Below are 16,815 nucleotides of genomic sequence, written 5' to 3'. Positions count from 1 at the left end.
AGGATCATGACGCGTTTCGTAACGGTGGGCCTTCTGACGGCCTGCGCGGCGGGCGGTGTGCTGCTCGCCCTCCTGATGTCCCCGTGGTGGTGGTTCGCCGCCGCGCCGCTGGCGGCCGTGGCGCTGACCGGTGTGTACGACCTCGTGCAGAGGCGGCACTCCGTGCTGCGGAACTACCCCGTCCTCGGCCATCTGCGGTTCCTCATGGAGGCGGTGCGCCCGGAGCTCCAGCAGTACTTCGTGGAGCGCAACTACGACGGCAGGCCCTACGACCGCGACACCCGCAGCATCGTCTACGAACGGGCCAAGGGCGTCGCCGCCGAGGAGCCCTTCGGCAGCGAGCGCGACATGGACGACCGCGGCTACGAGTTCCTCGTGCCGTCGATGGCGCCGGTGGACGTCCGGGACGAGCCGCCCCGGGTCCGGATCGGCGGCCCCGACTGCGCCGCGCCGTACGACATGGCTCTCCTCAACGTCTCGGCGATGAGTTTCGGCTCGCTGTCCGCCAACGCCATCGTGGCTCTCAACACCGGTGCGGCGCGGGGCGGGTTCGCGCACGACACCGGCGAGGGCGGCCTGTCCGGCTACCACCTGCGGCCCGGCGGCGACCTGATCTGGGAGATCGGGACCGGCTACTTCGGCTGCCGCACCCGCGACGGCGGCTTCGACGCGCAGCAGTTCGCCGAGAAGGCCGCCCACCCCGCCGTGCGATGTGTGTCGCTCAAACTGTCGCAGGGCGCGAAACCGGGGATCGGCGGCGTCCTGCCCGGCGGCAAGGTCAACGCCGAGATCGCCTCGGTACGCGGCGTACCGCAGGGTGAGACCGTCATCTCACCGCCGTACCACCGCGTCTTCTCGACCCCGCGCGAACTCGTCCGTTTCCTGGCCCGGATGCGGGAGTTGACCCACGGCAAACCGGTCGGCTTCAAGCTGTGCCCCGGTTCCCGCGCGCAGTTCCTCGCCGTGTGCAAGGCCATGAAGGCGGAGGGGATCACTCCCGACTTCATCGTGGTGGACGGCGCCGAGGGCGGCACGGGCGCGGCGCCGCTGGAGTTCGCCGACCACCTCGGCATGCCCCTCACCGACGGGTTGATCACCGTGCACAACGCGCTCGTCGGCACCGGCCTGCGGGACCGGATCCGGGTCGGCGCCAGCGGCAAGGTGGCGACCGGCACCGACATCGTCAAGCGCCTCGCCATGGGCGCCGACTACACCAACGCGGCCCGCGCGATGATGTTCGCCGTCGGGTGCATCCAGGCCCAGCGCTGTCACACCAACCGCTGCCCGACCGGCGTCACCACCACCGATCCGCACCGCGCCCGCGCCCTCGACGTCGTGGACAAGGCCGCCCGCGTCACGCGGTTCCAGCAGGCCACGGTCCACAGCGCGCTGCAGATCATGGCCGCGATGGGCGTCCGCGACCCGTCGGAACTGGGCCCGCACCACTTGCGGCGCCGCGAGGACCGCGGCAGGTTCCGCTCCTACGCCGAGCTGTACGACTGGCTCTCCCCCGGCGAACTGCTCGCGGCGCCGCCGGAGAGCTGGGCCGCCGACTGGCACGCGGCGGATCCGGACAGCTTCACCTCCTGACCGTCCGGGTCCCTGGCAGCCGGGTGGCCCCCGCGGCGGCGAGCAGGCAGAAGCCGAGCACCCACCAGAAGGTGTCGCCGAACGCCGAGGAGATGTCCGGGCCCCGCGCGGACAGCCGGTTCTCCAGGACGACCGCGAGGGCGGCCGTGCCGACCGAACCGCCCACCGTGTTGAGCAGGTTGAGCGCGCCGGACGCGCGGGGCAGGTGTTCGGGCTCGATGCGGCTGTAGACGATGTTCATGACGGGCGCGCCGATCATCGCCATGCCGATGCCGCGGACCGCGAGCGCGGCGATGATCAGCGCGTCCGGGGGCTCGTGGCCGAGCTGGGTGAACGGGACCGTGCCCGCGAGGATCAGCACGATGCCGGTGACCACCAGGGTCCGCGGCGCGACCTTGTCGATGGTGCGGTTGACCAGGACGGACCCGGCCGCCGCCCCGAGCCCCTGCGGGGCGAGCAGCAGCCCGGCCTCCCACGCCGAGAGTCCCCGGCCGGTCTGGAAGTACAGCGGCAGCAGGAACGTCGTGCCGAACACCGAGGCGCCGAGGACGAGCAGCGCGAGGGCGGCGGCCCCGAAGGGCGGCCGGGTGAACAGGCGGGGGTCGACCAGCGGGGTGCCGCGCGTGCGCAGCCCGTGCACCGCGAACCCCACCAGCATCGCGACGCCCGCCGTCACCCCGAGCACGGCCGGCAGGTCGCGGCCGTGGGCGACCTCGGTCAGCCCGTACACCAGCACGGCGAGGCCGGGTGAGAGCAGCGCGGCCCCCCGCAGGTCGAACGCCGTCCGCCGGGTCGACGGCGGTACGTCCGGGACGTACCGGCGTGCGAGGAGGGCGGCGACCGCACCGATCGGCAGGTTGACCAGGAACAGCCACTGCCAGGACGCCACGCCGAGCAGCGAGCCGCCGACGAGCGGTCCGAACACCGGCGACAGGAGCGGGACGACGGCGACGACGCTGATCACACGGCCGGTGCGGTCGCGTCCCGCGATGCGGGCGAGCAGCGCCTGTCCTGTCGCGGGCAGGAGCCCGCCGCCGAGCCCCTGGACCACCCGGAACACGATGAGGCTGGTCGCCGACCAGGCCAGCGCGCACAGCACCGAGCCGAGCAGGAACACGCCCACGGCGGCGAGCCACGTCCGCCGGCCCCCGAACCGATCGGCCAGCCAGCCCGATGCGGGCACGGCGGCGACGACGGCGAGGAGATAGGCGGTGCTGACCCACTGGATGTCGGCGACGGAGGCGTCGAACTCGTCGGTAAGCCGGTCGATGCCGACGCTGACGATGGTGGCGTCCAGCGTGGCCATGAAGGTGCCGAGCACCAGGATGAACGCGATGCGCAGCAGCTGCCCGTCCACCCGGTCGCGCTCGGCGGGTGGTGCGACGTCCTTGGTCATCGGCCCTCCAGGAGGTCGTGGACGTCGTGGTCGAGGTGCTTGTCCAAGGAGCGGAGCACGTCGAGGAGTTCGTCGGCGAGGCCGTCGACGGCCACGCCTGCCCGGTGGGCGAGCACGCCGGTCCAGCCGTCGCCGTCCGGCATGACGGTCAGGGTCACCGGGTGGTGCGTGGACTCGCGGAAGCGGGTGCCGACGAGGGTGAGCCCCGGGGCGGGTTCGCGGAGGCGGTCCGGGTCGACCGGATAGTTCTCGAACACCACCAGGCTGTCGAAGAGCCTGCGCCGCCCGGTCAGCCGTTCCAGGTCGGAGAGGGCGACGTGGTGGTGCTCGACCAGGGTCCGCTGGCGGGCCTGCAGATCGGCGAGCGTCTCGGCGAGCGTGCCGGTGAGCCGTGCGCGCACCGGCACCGTGTTGGCGAGCAGCCCGACGATCTCCTCGACGCCCGCCAGCTCCGGCGGACGGCAGGCGACCATGGCGCCGAAGCAGACGTCGGCGCGCCCGGAGCGCCGGGCGAGCAGCACCGACCAGGCGCCCTGGACCAGGGTGTTGCGGGTCAGGCCGCGCCGCGCGGCGAGCTGGGTCAGCTCGGTCACCAGCGCCGCGTCGAAGTTGATGAGCGTGGGCTCCTGCCAGGCCGGGCCGGGCTCGCTGCCGCTCAGGTAGTCGCCCTCGGGCAGGCCGGCCAGCTCGGCGGCCCAGGTGTCGAGGTCGGGCTCGTGGTCGGCGCGCCAGCGCAGGTAGTCGCCGAACGGGACGGGGGCGGGCAGGTCCGCGGCGACACCGCGGACGCGGGCCGTGTAGAGGTCGAACAGTTCGGTGAGGATGCGCGGGGCCGACCAGCCGTCGGAGAGCACGTGATGGCTGGTCATCACCAGGTGGGCGAGGTCCGCGCCGTCCCGGATCACGGTCAGGCGGAGCAGCGGGCCGCGGGCGAGGTCGAACGGTTCGGCCAGATCGGCCGCGAGGACGTCCTCGGCGGGCCCGTCGACCACGCGGAAGTCCGGCGCGGGCGACGCGGGGAGCACCGCCAGGTCGGCGGGGAACACGGCGCCCAGGTTCGGGTGCCGGGCCAGCAGGTCGCCGCCAGCGGCGCGCAGGGCGTCGGCGTCGAGCGGTCCCGCGAGGGAGAACGTCGACTGCACGGTGTACGGGTCGGGGCGTTCGGTGCGCGAGTGCCGCAGCATCACTTCCTGGAGCGGGGTGAGGGGCTGGACCCCGGCGATCGGCCGCTCGTGGTCGAGTGCCTTGATCTCCGGTGCGGCAGCGAGCTCTTGGAGCGCGCTCCGCAGGCACTCGGCGAGGTCCGCCACCTCGGCGGCGGTGAACAGCGCGGCCGGCCAGGTGATCCGGACCCCGAGCGCGTCGTCGCGCACCAGGGCGTTGACCATGAGGCTGTGCGGCAGGGGCAGTGCGTCGGTGCCGCCCGAGCCGAGCGGGTCGGCGTCCGGCGGCGCCTGCCACGGCGTCTCGTCGGCCGGGGCGCCGGGGAACTGGCCGAGGTAGTTCCAGGCGATCTCCGGCGCCACGGGGTCGAGGAGCCCCGCCGTGGTGAGGATGCCGTGTCCGAGGCCGTCGCCCTGCGCGCGCAGCCGCTCCCTGACCGCCTTCACGTCGTCGTCGGCGTCGAGGCGCACGGGGTGGACGGCGGTGAACCAGCCGACGGTCTGGGACAGGTCGACGTGCTGCGGGCGGCCGTGGCTCTCCAGCGCGACCAGGACTTCCCGCGTGCCGCGCCAGGCCCGTACCGCCTTCGCGAGCGCCGTGAGGAGCACGGCGTCCGGGGTGCTGCGGTAGGCGGCGGGCAGGGTCGTGATCAGGGCGCGGGTGGCCGCGGCGTCGAGCCGGATCTCGTGGTGCCGGGCGGTGGCCACGGTGTCCCTTGCGGGGTCGAGCGGGCCGGTGAGCGCCGGGGTGGCGGTCATCCCCTGCCAGTGGGGCAGTTCGGACCGCCGGTCGGCGGCGCGCAGCGACTGCGCCCAGCCGACGAACGACTGGCCGTGCCGGGCCAGTTCGCCGCCGGAGTGGGCGTGCTCGACGTCGTCGAGGAGGACGCGCCAGGAGACTCCGTCGACGACCAAGTGGTGGGCGATCAGGACGAGCCTGCCGGGCCGATCGGGTCCTGCGTCCACCCACAGGGCGCGCAGCAGCGGGCCGGTGCGCGGATCCATCGCGTCGCGGACCCCGGCGATGTGGGCGTCGACGTGTGCGCGCAGGTCGTCGTCGGTCGCGCGTACGCAGGTCAGGACGTCGGCGCCGGTCACCGCGCCGACCGGTGGGATGTGCAGGGCGTCGTCGGTCAGGCGGGCCCGCAGCACGTCGTGCCGGGCGAGGAGCGCGTCGAGCACGGCCTGCCAGGTCGCCGGGTCGCCGCCCGGCGGGACGCAGATCTCCACCCACTGGCAGAACCCGTCGGCCGCGGTGCCCGCGCGGCGCAGCAGGTCCCGCATGACCGGGGTCAGCGGCGCGTCGCCGGTCGCGGGTGCCGTGCCGCCGTCGAGGGCGCGGGCGCGTGCCGCGATCCCCGCGACCGTCGCGCCTTCGAAGACGTCCCGAGCGGTCAGCCCGAGCCCTTGGCGGCGGGCACGGGAGACCACTTGCAGGGACACGATGCTGTCGCCGCCGATGGCGAAGAAGTCGTCGTCGGGGCCGATGGCGTCGGTGCCGAGGACGTCCCGGAAGACGCCGAGCAGCACGGCTTCGGCCTCGGTGGCGGGTGCGCGCCGGGCCGCGGCGGCGGTCTCTGGGGCGGGCAGCGCGGTGGGGTCGAGCTTGCCGCTGGGGCTGAGCGGCAGCCGGTCGATGGGGACGAGCGCCGTCGGCACCATGTGGTCGGGCAGCTCCGCGGCCAGAAACTCGCGTACGCGGGCGGTGTCCAGGTCGGCGCCGTCCGTCGGGATGACGTAGCCGACGAGGCGTCCTTCACGGACGATCACGGCGCAGGCACGGACGTCGGGGTGGCTGGTCAGGGTCGACTCGATCTCGCCCAGCTCGACGCGGAAGCCGCGCACCTTGACCTGGTGGTCGACGCGGCCGAGGAAGACGAGCTGCCCGTCGGGCCGCCAGCGGACCAGGTCGCCGGTGCGGTACATCCGCTCGCCGGGCGGTCCGAACGGATCGGCGACGAACCGCTCCGCCGTCAGGCCGGGGCGGCCGAGGTAGCCGCGGGCGAGGCTCGGCCCGCCGAGGTACAGCTCGCCGGTCACGCCGACGCCGGCCGGCTGGAGCCCGCCGTCGAGGACGTAGGCGCGGACGTTGGGGTCGGGGCGGCCGATCGGCAGCGGTCCGGCGTCGTCCGGGTCGTAGTGCCAGGTCACGGAGTTGATGGTGACCTCGGTCGGGCCGTAGGCGTTGAAGAGCGCCCGGCGGCCGCTCCCCCAGCGCCGCGCCAGTTCGGGGTCGAGGCGCTCGGCGCCGACGACGAAGAACACGTCGGGGTCGACGGTGCGGTCGTCGGGCATCGCGGCCAGGAACGACGGCAGCAGGTTCACGCCCGTCACCCGGTGCTCGACGATGTAGTCGAGGAGTTCGTCGCCGGGGACGCGCACCTCCTCGGGGGCGATCACGGACGTGCCGCCGGAAAGCAGCGGCACCATGGTCTGCCAGAACGCGACGTCGAAGCTGGTCGACGCGAAGTGCAGGTACCGGTCGTGCTCGGTGACGCCGACGACCTCCTCCTGCAGCGCGATCAGGTCGGGCACGCCCCGGTGGGTCACGCCGACGCCCTTGGGCCGCCCGGTGGTGCCGGAGGTGTAGATGACGTACGCGAGCGCGTCCTCGGTCAGCCTGGCGCGGGCCTCGGCCGGGTCGGTGTCCGGCGCGGCGGCGAGGGTGGCAGGGTCGTCGAGGCGCAGGACCGGGAGGTCGCGGTCGACGGGGAGTTCGGCGCCGGTGGAGACGACGGCGGCCGGGGCGATGTCGTCGAACATGAACGCGAGCCGCTCGCGGGGGTAGCTCGCGTCCATCGGCACGTAGACCGCGCCCGCCTTGGCCACGCCGAACAGCGCGACGGTCATCTCGATGTCGCGGCCGAGCAGCACCGCGACCGGGTCCTGTGGCCGTACGCCGCGCGCGATCAGCGCGTGGGCGAGCCGGTTGGCCTGCCGGTCCAACTCGGCGTAGGTGAGGCTGCGTTCGCGGCAGACGAGTGCCTCGGCGTCGGGCTTGTGCCGGACCCGGGCGGCGAACTCGTCGAGCCAGTGGCCGCGTTCCTTGGCGGGGACGATCTCGGTGCCGGTGCGCAGGATGCGCTCGCGCTCGTCGGGGTCGAGCGCGGGCAGCCGGAGCGCGGGGCGTGCCGGGTCGTCGACGATCTCACGGAGGATGTTGTGCAGCCAGCGGCCGTAGTCGCGCACGGTGTCCGCGTCGAAGGCGCGCGGCTGGTAGCCGAGGCTGACGGTGATCTCGTCGTCGGGGATCACGATGACGGTCAGCGCGTAGTGCGTGGCGTCGGTGATGTCGACGCCGGCCAGGTCGAGCCCGGGTGCGAGCGGGGTGCGCTTCCGGCTGGACAGCGGGAAGTTCTCCATCACGAGCATCGTGTCGAAGAGTTCGCCGACGCCGACCGCCCGCTGGATGTCGGGCAGGCCGACGTGGTGGTGCTCGGCGAGGGCGACGCTCTCGGCGTGCACGTGGGCCATGAGGTCGCTCGCGGTCTGGTCCTGGGTGTGCCGGACGCGGACCGGGATCGTGGTGCCGAGCTGGCCGATCATCGACTCCACGCCGTCGACCTCGGCGGGCCGCCCGGAGACGGGGCAGCCGAAGACGACGTCGCGGCGGCCGGTGAGCTTGCCGAGGAGCAGGCCCCAGGCGGTCTGGAGGACCGTGGTGAGGGTGACGCCCTGCTCGCGGGCGAAGGCGCGCAGCCGGTCGCTGAACTCGCGGCCCAGGGCGACGGTTTCGCGGCCCGGCCGCTCGACGCCGGTCGCGGTGCTCGCGGGCGCGAGGCGCGTCGCGTCGTCGACGCCGGCGAGCGCGTCGCGCCACGCGGCGAGCGACGCTTCACGGTCCCGTCCCGCGAGCCACCGGAAGTACTCCGAGAGCGACGGGGCCGAGGGGGCGGCGGGGCCGCCGCTCAGCTCGGCGTAGAGGGCGAGGAGGGTGCGGCCGACGAGCGGCATCGACCAGCCGTCGAGCAGCGCGTGGTGGTTGGTGATGACCAGCTTGTGCTCGGCGGGGCCGACGCGGGACAGCAGGAAGCGGATCAGCGGCGGCCTGGCCGGGTCGAACGGACGCTCCAGGTCTTCCTTGGCGGCCTCGGGGAACCGGTCGTCCTCCCGCCAGTCGAGGGTCACGTCGGCGGGGATCACCTGCACGACGTCGTCCCCGGCGGTGCCGAGGTACACGCGCAGCGCCGGGTGGCGGCGAAGGAGTTCGCGGGCGGCCTCGGCCATCCGGTCGGGCCGCACCTCGCCGGCCAGGGTCGTCACCGCCTGCACGACATAGACGTCGGCCTCGTCGTCGTCGCGTACCAGGGTGTGGAAGGAGAGCCCGACCTGCAGCGGCGTGGCGGGCAGGACGTCGGTGATGCGGCCGGTGCGTTCGAGGGCGTCGATGGCCGGCTGGTCGAGGGCGACGAGCGGCAGGTCCGAGGGGGTGAGCCCGCCCTCGGTGTGGCGCGCGTGCTCGGCGAGCGCGTCGAGCGCGGCGGCCCAGGCGTTCCGCAGCGCCAGGACGGCGTCGGCGCCGAGCACCTCGGTCGCGGCGGTCCACTCGACGGCGAGCCGCGGCGCGCCCTCCTCGTGGACGAAGCAGTTGAGGGCGAGGACCTGCTCAAGTGCCTTGGCGCCGGGCTCGGTCACCGAGAAGGCGTCGTGTTCCGGCAGCCGCCAGCCGGTGCCGGGCAGCGAGGCGAAGCGGCCGAGGTAGTTGAGGAGGACGTCCGGCGGCGGCGTGGCCGCGAGCTCGGGGCCGGTCTCCGGGTCGAGGTGGCGCAGGACGCCGTAGCCGATCCCGTTGTCGGGGACGCCGCGTCTGGCCTCCTTGGCCGCGCGCAGCACCTCCCCCACGCCGTCGGCGAGGGGAACGCGGACCGGGTACTCGCTGGTGAACCAGCCGACCGTGCGGGACAGGTCGAGGTGTTCGCGGCCGTGGCCCTCCATCGACACGGTCACCGCGTCGCCCGACAGGCCCCACTCGCGCAGGGCGAGCACGAGCGCGGCGAGCAGCACCTCGTCGACACCGGCGCGGTAGGCCGCGGGCAGCGTCGTCAGGACCGCCTCGGTGACCTCGGGCGAGGCCACGGTGACCGACCGGTGGGCGGTGGCCACGGTGTCCCGGGCGGGGTCGAGGGGCCGGGCGCCGAGCCGGGAGGCGGCGGCGAGCGCGGCGCGCCAGTGGTCGAGTTCGTCGCGTCGCGCGCCGGATGCGCCCTGCTCGGCGAGGAGTGCGGCGTGCCTGCGCCATGACGCGCCGGCCGGTTCGAGGGTGCCGCCCGTGCAGGCCGCGTGGAGGTCGGGCAGCAGGATGCGCCAGGACACGCCGTCCATGGCGAGGTGGTGGACGACGAGGACGAGGCGGTCGGAGGTGCCGTCGCCGGTACGGCCGTTGGCGGTGTCGTCGCCGGTGCGGAGCAGGGCTGCCCGCATCAAGTCGCCCGAGCGCGGGTCGAGTTGTCCGGCGAGGCGCTCGGCCAGGGCGGTCACGTCCTCGCCGTGGACCTCGTCGACGACGGCCCGTACGGCGCCGCGCGGCAGCACTTCGAGGCCGTCGCCCGTCCGGAGCCGCAGCGCGTCGTGGTGGTCGAGCACCGCCTGTACGCCCGCCGTCAGGTCGGCGAGACCGAGTCCGTCGACGTGCAGGGCTGTCCACTGCGCGTAGGAGGCGACGACGTCCACGTCCGGGTGCGGGTCGAGGAGGCCGCGCACGATCGGGGGCGCGGGCACGGGCCCTGTCGGGTCGTCCGCCGGCTCGGCCACGTCCTCCGCCAGTCCCGCCGACGCGGCGAGGGCGGCGAAGGTGCGGCGCGCGAGGAGGTCCCGGGGCCGGAGTTCGAGGCCCCTGGCCCGCAGTCGGCTGCTGATGGTGATCGCGGTGATGCTGTCGCCGCCGAGGGAGAAGAAGTCGTCGTCCACGCTGACCCGGTCGACCTCGAACACCTCGGCGAGGACCGCGCAGAGCAGGCGTTCCCGCTCGGTCTGCGGCTCGCGGCCGCCGCCTGCGGAGACGGGTGCGGGCAGGGCGGCGCGGTCGAGCTTGCCGTTGGCCGTGACGGGCAGTTCGTCGAGTACGACCACGGCGGCAGGCACCATGTGTTCGGGGAGCGTCGCGGCCAGTCGGGCCCGTACGTCGTCCCCGGTGACCGTGGTCGACACGACGTAGCCGATCAGCCGGGACGACCGGACGGTGGCGGCCGCCGCGGTCACGCCCGGCACGGCGCCGAGCGCGGCCTCGACCTCGCCGGTCTCCACCCGGTGGCCGCGGATCTTGACCTGGCCGTCGCCGCGGCCCAGGTAGTCCAGGCCCCGGCCCGGCACCCACCGGGCCAGATCGCCGGTGCGGTACATGCGGGCGCCGGGCGGGCCGAAGGGGTCGGCGACGAACCGGTCGGCGGTCGCCCCCGGCCTGCCGAGGTAGCCGCGGGCCAGGTGCGGGCCTGCCAGATACAGCTCACCCGTGCGGCCGTGCGGGACGGGCTGCAGCGCGCTGTCGAGCACGTGGACGCGGGTGCCCGCGAGCGGGTGACCGATCGTCGGTTCGCCGCCGTCGATGCGGGCGGTGGTGGCGTCCACGGTGGCCTCGGTCGGCCCGTACATGTTGCGGGCGGTGACGCCGGACTCGGCGATCCGCCGCCAGAGCGCGGGCGGGGTGGCCTCGCCGCCGAGGACGAGCAGTGTCGGCCGGCGGTCGAGGAGGCCGCCGTCGACCAGCGGCGCGGCCATCGAGGGCGTGGTGTCGACGACGTCGATGCCGTCGCGGGCGTACGCGTCGAGCAGCGCGTCGGCGTCGCGGGCGGTCTCGGCGTCGTAGACGTGCAGTTCGTGCCCGCACAGCAGCCACATCAGGTGGTCGAACGCGGAGTCGAAGGCGAAGGAGTAGGTGTGCGAGACGCGCAGTGCGCGCTTCGCGGCGCCCTCGGCCTCGGCGATGACCGTCGACCGCTGGTGGTGCAGGAGTGCGGCCAGGCCGCCGACGCGGCCGAGCACGCCCTTGGGGCGGCCGGTCGAGCCGGAGGTGTGGATCACGTAGGCGAGGTGGTCGGGGTGCCGGGGCGCGGCCAGTTCACCGGCCGTCAGGGGGGTGCCGGGCAGGGTGGCGGCCTCATCGACGAGGGTCTTCCAGGGCAGCCCGTCGACGGTGTCGGCGGCGGTGATGACCAGGGCGGGGCGGGTGTCGTCGATCAGTCCGCGCAGCCGCTCGGGCGGGTAGGCGGTGTCCAGGGGCAGGAAGGCGGCGCCCGCGTCGAGGACGGCGAGGAGGGCGGTCACCGAGTCGGCGGAGCGCGGCAGCGCCAGCGCCACGACGTCGTCCGTCCCGATGCCGCGGGCCCGCAGCGCGCGGGCGAGCCGGTGCACGCGCTCGGCGAGGTCCTGCGCGGACAGCCGGTCGTCGCCGCACACGAGGGCGGTGTGCCCGGGGTCGGCGGCGGCCATGGCGTCGAACGCGGTCGGTACGTCCACGGGGGTGCCGGGCAGCGCGGGCGGGCACCAGTCCGCGAGGATCCGGTCCACGTCGCCGGCCAGGGCGATCCGGCCGACGGTCCGTCCCTCGATCAGCCCGGCGAGCAGGGTCCGCAGCCCGGCCAGCGAACTGTCCACGGACGCCTGGTCATTGGTCCTCGCGTCGACCTCGAAGCCGAGCAGCAGTCCGCCGTCGCGGGCGGGCAGGACGCTCAGGCCCATGTCCTCCGGCGGGCCGCCCGCGACGTTGCGCATGACGCCACTGGCCCCGGCGAAGTCGAGCGCCAGGTCGAACGCCTTGAGGTTGATGCCGCGTCCGTGGAGCAGCGCGCCCGCGCCGGGTACGCCGAGGTCACGGGGCAGGTCCTCGCCCCGGTAGCGCTGGTGGTCGCGCATCTCCTTCATCGCGGCGGCGACGCGGCGGCTCAGCTCGCCGAACCCGTCGCCGGGCCGGACGGTCACCCGCAGCGGCAGGACGTTGACCGCCATGGCGGGGGTGCGCAGTTCGACGGAGCCCGTCCGGCACATCAGCGGCAGCGCGAACACCACGTCGGTGCGGCCGAGCACGCGGTGCAGGAAGGCGGCGTAGCAGGCGATCAGCGCCTCACCCCAGGTGACGCCCTCGGTGTCGGCGAAGGCGCGGAGGCGGGCCGTCTCCTCGGGAGAGAGGGCCGCGCGGGCGGTCAGGGTGCGGTCGGGCGCGCCGGTCGCGGCATGGGCGTCGCCCAGGTCGGGCAGGGGGGTGAAGCGCTCGACCCAGTACGCGCGGTCCTCGGTGAACCGGTCGCTGTCCCGGTAGGCGCGGTCGGCGGCGACGAGGTCGGCGAAGGCGCCGAAGGTCGACTTGCGCGGCTCGGCGCCCTGGACCAGGGCGGTGTAGCGGGCGGCGGTGCGGCGGGCGAGCATCGCGGCGGTGTAGCCGTCGAAGACGAGGTGGTGGCCGAGCTGGGTGTACCAGACCTCGCGGTCGGAGAGCCTGATGACGGTGCGTGCGTACAGCGGCCGGTCCACCATGCCGCGGCAGGCCTCCCCCACCCGGGCCCGCTCGGCGTCGACGAGCGCGTGGGCGGCGGCGACGGGGTCGGCCTCGCCGCTGACGTCGACGAATCCGGGCGCCGCGACCGGTTCCTGACTGATCGTCTGGCGCGGCCCTTCGGGGGTGTCGTACACCCGCAGCCGCAGGGTCTCGGCTTCCTCGGTGGTCGCCCGGACCGCCTCGGTGAGTGCGGCGACGTCGACCGGCTCGCCGCCGGATATCTCCACGACGTCACCGACCACGTAGTACGGCGAGTCCGGTTCGAGGCGCTGGGCGTTCCAGATGCCCGTCTGGGCGCCGGTCAGGGGGAGCAGGCCGTCCGAGGAGACGCTTGCGGTGCTCAACTTACTCTCCTTGCAGTGTGGGGACGACCATCGGCGTATCGGTCACCGGGTCGGGGACGATGACGCTAGGCAGGTCGAACACGTCCTTGATCAGCGCGGCGTCCACGATGTCCCCGGGGTCGCCCTCGGCGACCACCCGGCCGTCCTTCATGGCGACCAAGTGGTCGGCGAAGCGGCACGCCTGGTTGATGTCGTGCAGGACGGCGATCACCGTGCGGCCCTCGTCGCGCAGCCTGGCGAGCAGGCCGAGCAGTTGGTACTGGTGCGTGATGTCCAGGAACGACGTCGGTTCGTCGAGCAGCAGGTAGGGCGTCCGCTGGGCGAGGACCATGGCCATCCACACGCGCTGGCGCTGTCCGCCGGACAGCTCCTGCACCGGCCGGTCGGCCAGGTCCGCGACGCCGGCGGCGGCCATCGCCTCGGTGACGGCCGCCTCGTCGTCGGGCGACCGGAGCGCGAGGAGCGACTGGTGGGCGAACCGGCCGCGGCCCACCAGGTGGCGGACCTTGATGTCGTCGGGGGCCAGCGGGTCCTGCGGCAGGAAGCCGAGTTGCCTGGCCAGTGCCTTGGCCGGGTAGCCGCCGACGTCGCGGTCGTCGAACCGCACGTGTCCGTCGGCGGGGCGCAGCAGGCGCACGAGCGCGCGCAACAGGGTGGATTTTCCACAGGCGTTGGGGCCCACGATGGCGGTGAACGCGCCGTCGGGGACGTCGAGGCTCAGCCGTGTGGACACCACCCGGTCTCCGTAGCGCAGGGTGATGTCCCGCGCGGTCAGGCGTGCGGTCACGCGCGCCCCACCTCCTTGGTCAGCAGCCAGATCAGGTAGCAGCCGCCGATCGCGGTGCTCACCACGCCGACCGGCAGGGCGACCGGCGCGAGGAGCATCTGGGCGATCAGGTCGGCGCCTTGGAGCAGTACCGCTCCGGTCAGCGCGGCCGGGAGCAGCGGCACTCCGGCGGCGCCCGCGAGCCTGCGCCCGATCTGCGGGGCGGCGAGGGCGATGAACGCGATGGGTCCCGCGACCGCGGTGACGGTGGCCGTGCAGCCGACGCCGACGAGGACCATCAGCAGGCGCAGCCGGTTGAGTGCGACGCCGGTGGTGACCGCGATCGCGTCGCCGAGCGACGCCTGGTGCATGGCGTGGGCCCGCGACGCCATGAGGGCGAGGAGCACGGCGATCACCGCGAAGGGGATGCCGAGGTCGTCCCAGCCCACGCCGGCGAGTGAGCCCGCGCTCCAGCCGACGGCGGCGATCGCCACCTCCAGGTCGGCGCGGAGCACGATCCACGAGTTGACGGCGGTCACCATCGCGTTGACGGCGATGCCGATCACCACGAGGCGCAGTCCGGAGAAGCCCCGGTCGAACGAGAGCAGGTAGATCACGGCCGCGACGAGCAGTCCGCCGAGCACGGATCCTGTGGCCAGTTGGGCGGATGTGCCCGACAGGACGGTGAGGGCGACCAGGGCGCCGGTGTAGGCGCCGGCGTCGAGGCCGATCACGTCGGGGCTGCCGAGCGGGTTGCGCGTGAGGTTCTGGAAGATCGCCCCGGCCACGCCGAGCGCGGCGCCGAAGACCAGTCCGGCGAGGACGCGCGGCAGCCGCCAGTCGGAGATCACCACGGAGCGGTCGGTGCCGGTCAGCGAGGCGAACACCTCGCCGGGCGTGGACCAGGACGCGCCGTAGCACAGCCCGAGCAGGCCGAGGCCGAGCATCAGGGTGGCCAGGGCCGCGACGAGCAGCACGGTGCGGCGTTCGGCTTTCAGTACGAGTGTGCTCACAGTGCCCCCGCCCCGTAGCGGCGGACGGCCCAGATCAGCATGGGTCCGCCGAGGAACGCGGTCACGACGGCCACCGGCACCTCGCCGGTGGGGAGCAGCACCCGCGAGCCGATGTCGGCGACGAGGAGCAGGATCGGGCCGAGCACCATCGAATGGAGGATGAGCCATGGCACCGAGCCTCCGGCGGGTCGGCGCACCAGGTGCGGCACGATCAGGCCGACGAAGAGGATCGGTCCCGCGACCGCTGTCGCCGCGCCGCTGAGCACGGTGATCAGTACGAGTGCGGCAGCCCGCACCCGGCTGACGTTCGCGCCCAGGGTGTGCGCGACGGTCTCGCCGAGCGACAGGGCGTTGAGCGCCCGGCTGAGCAGCAGGGCGCCGAGCAGGGCGGCCCCGATGACGGTCAACGGCAGGGCCAGCGGCGCCTGTTCGCGTGCCGCGAGGGAGCCGACCGACCAGAACCGGTACGCGTCGAAGGTGTCGGGGAGCATCAGCCGCAGGCCCAGTGCGACGCCGCTCAGGACGGCGGTCAGGGCCACGCCTGCGAGCACCAGACGCAGCGGCGAGTGCCGTCCGACGGCGGCGACGAGGAGCGCCGCGCCGACGGATCCGAGGACCGCGAAGCCCAGTTCGCCCGCCTGACCGGCCGTCAGGCCGAGTGCCGAGCCGATGGTGATGGAGAACCCGGCGCCCGCGGTGACCCCGAGGATGCCGGGCTCGGCCAGCGGGTTGCGGGCCAGGGTCTGGATGAGCGCGCCCGCCACCGCGAGGGCGGCGCCCACCGCGACGGCGAGCAGCGCCCGTGGCGCCCGGACGTCGCGCACGACGACGTGGTCGTCGGTGCCCCGGTAGTCGAAGAGGGCCCGCAGGACCTCGCCGGGGGCGACGGAGCGGGCTCCGACGCCGATGCTGAGCACGGCGACGACGGCCAGCAGGACGAGGCCGCCGATGAGCAGGCCGGTCTGCGGGACGGCCCGTCTGGTCACGGCCGCCTCGGAGGCGCGGCCCGCGACGGTCACCGCTTCAGGAGGGGCGCGAACGACGTGTCGATCGCGTCCAGGGTCTTCATGGCCTGCCCGTAGGTCGCGGCCTCGGTGTAGCGGATCGGGAAGGTCTTGCCGGCCTTGACGGCGGGCAGGTTCTTCCAGAGCTTCGAGTCCATGACGTACTTCACCGGCTGGGGGATGCTGCCGTCGGCGTTGACCGAGTAGGTGATGGCGTCGGCCTTGCCGAGCGCGGCCGGGAGCTCCTCGATGGACGGGTACTCACTGACCGCCTTGGAGCCGGGTCCCGGCTTCTTGACCTTGCCGTAGTACTTGGCGCCGATGTCCTCGGCGATGTTGGTGCCCCACGAACCGCCGAACTCCCGCTGGAAGGTGCCCTTCGCGGTCTCGCCGTACGCGCCGACGTGGCCGAGCTTGAGCTTCGGGAGCACGTCCTTGTACTTCTTGGCCAGCTCGCCGGCCTTGGCCTCGTACGTGTCCTTTGCGGCGTCGAACTTCTTGAGCGCGCCCGCCGCGTCGGACTGCTTGTGCGTCAGCTTGCGCCACGCGGACGGCACGGTCGGGCCGATCGCCACGACCGGGGCGATGCCCTCGAGCCGCTTGACGTCGATGTCGCCGAGTACGGGGGCGGGGACGCCGATGACGATCAGGTCGGGCTCGGCCTCGGCGATGGCCTCGTAGTTGGTCTCGGTCGCCAGCTCGCCCGCCACCTTGGGCGTCTTCTTGTACGTGGCGAGGTCCTGCTTGCTCATCATCGGCTCGCCGCGCTTCCACGACGAGATGCCGACGAGCGGGGCGCCGCCCTCGATCATGGCCGGGACGGCGTAGCCGGTGGCCACCACACGCTTCGGGTCGGCCGGGATGGTGATCTTGCCGTTGTCGGCGGCGAAGACCCGGGTCTTCCCCTTGCCCGAGTCGTCCGATCCACCGTCCGACGACCCGCATCCGGTCACCACCAGGGCCAGCGCCACGGCGCCGATCAGGGCCGACGATCTGCGTATGGACATGTTTTTACGCTCCTTGTTGCTTGGATGAGGCATCAGTGACAGTG

General features: G+C 73.9%; 7 protein-coding genes. 1 reads left to right on the top strand and 6 read right to left on the bottom strand.

Annotated elements, in window-relative coordinates:
* Positions 1–6 precede the first annotated feature (6 nt).
* Positions 7–1,590 (top strand): FMN-binding glutamate synthase family protein, encoded by a 1,584-nt coding sequence (locus tag ACZ7LU_RS19020; RefSeq protein WP_471917315.1) that lies wholly within the window; start codon positions 7–9, stop codon positions 1,588–1,590.
* Here ACZ7LU_RS19020 and ACZ7LU_RS19015 read toward each other — a convergent pair.
* The 6 genes from ACZ7LU_RS19015 to ACZ7LU_RS18990 all read right to left on the bottom strand — a co-directional run bounded on the left by ACZ7LU_RS19015 (position 1,580) and on the right by ACZ7LU_RS18990 (position 16,771).
* A complete protein-coding gene (locus tag ACZ7LU_RS19015; RefSeq protein WP_471917314.1) occupies positions 1,580–2,986 on the bottom strand; it encodes an MDR family MFS transporter in 1,407 nt (468 codons plus the stop codon). The genes ACZ7LU_RS19020 and ACZ7LU_RS19015 overlap by 11 nt on opposite strands.
* Complete coding sequence (locus ACZ7LU_RS19010) at positions 2,983–12,981, bottom strand: amino acid adenylation domain-containing protein (RefSeq protein ID WP_471917313.1); 9,999 nt, start codon at positions 12,979–12,981, stop codon at positions 2,983–2,985. Before ACZ7LU_RS19010 ends, ACZ7LU_RS19015 begins: the two co-directional genes overlap by 4 nt.
* 1 nt (position 12,982) lies before the next feature.
* Entirely contained in the window at positions 12,983–13,768 is a 786-nt protein-coding gene (locus ACZ7LU_RS19005) for an ABC transporter ATP-binding protein (protein WP_468090034.1), read from the bottom strand.
* Positions 13,765–14,694 carry a FecCD family ABC transporter permease gene (locus ACZ7LU_RS19000; RefSeq protein ID WP_468310239.1) on the bottom strand — a complete coding sequence of 310 codons (930 nt, stop codon included), beginning with the start codon at positions 14,692–14,694 and terminating at the stop codon, positions 13,765–13,767. The genes ACZ7LU_RS19005 and ACZ7LU_RS19000 overlap by 4 nt, the downstream gene beginning before the upstream one ends.
* 62 nt (positions 14,695–14,756) lie before the next feature.
* On the bottom strand, positions 14,757–15,779 hold the full coding sequence (locus ACZ7LU_RS18995) for a FecCD family ABC transporter permease (RefSeq protein WP_468718890.1): 1,023 nt from the start codon (positions 15,777–15,779) through the stop codon (positions 14,757–14,759).
* The gene (locus ACZ7LU_RS18990) at positions 15,776–16,771 is read right to left on the bottom strand and encodes an ABC transporter substrate-binding protein (RefSeq protein WP_471118520.1); all 996 of its coding nucleotides are present in this window, start codon (positions 16,769–16,771) and stop codon (positions 15,776–15,778) included. Before ACZ7LU_RS18990 ends, ACZ7LU_RS18995 begins: the two co-directional genes overlap by 4 nt.
* Between the last annotated feature and the right edge of the window lie 44 nt (positions 16,772–16,815).

The organism is Streptomyces sp. NPDC039462 (assembly GCF_055639375.1).
This window is presented reverse-complemented; position numbering and strand designations above follow the sequence as displayed.

Bases quoted from the DNA above. Each gene is read 5' to 3' on its own strand.
- ACZ7LU_RS19015 (WP_471917314.1), bottom strand. From the start codon at position 2,986: ATGACCAAGGACGTCGCACCACCCGCCGAGCGCGACCGGGTGGACGGG.
- ACZ7LU_RS19020 (WP_471917315.1), top strand. From the start codon at position 7: ATGACGCGTTTCGTAACGGTGGGCCTTCTGACGGCCTGCGCGGCGGGC.
- ACZ7LU_RS18990 (WP_471118520.1), bottom strand. From the start codon at position 16,771: ATGTCCATACGCAGATCGTCGGCCCTGATCGGCGCCGTGGCGCTGGCC.
- ACZ7LU_RS19000 (WP_468310239.1), bottom strand. From the start codon at position 14,694: ATGCTCGGCCTCGGCCTGCTCGGGCTGTGCTACGGCGCGTCCTGGTCC.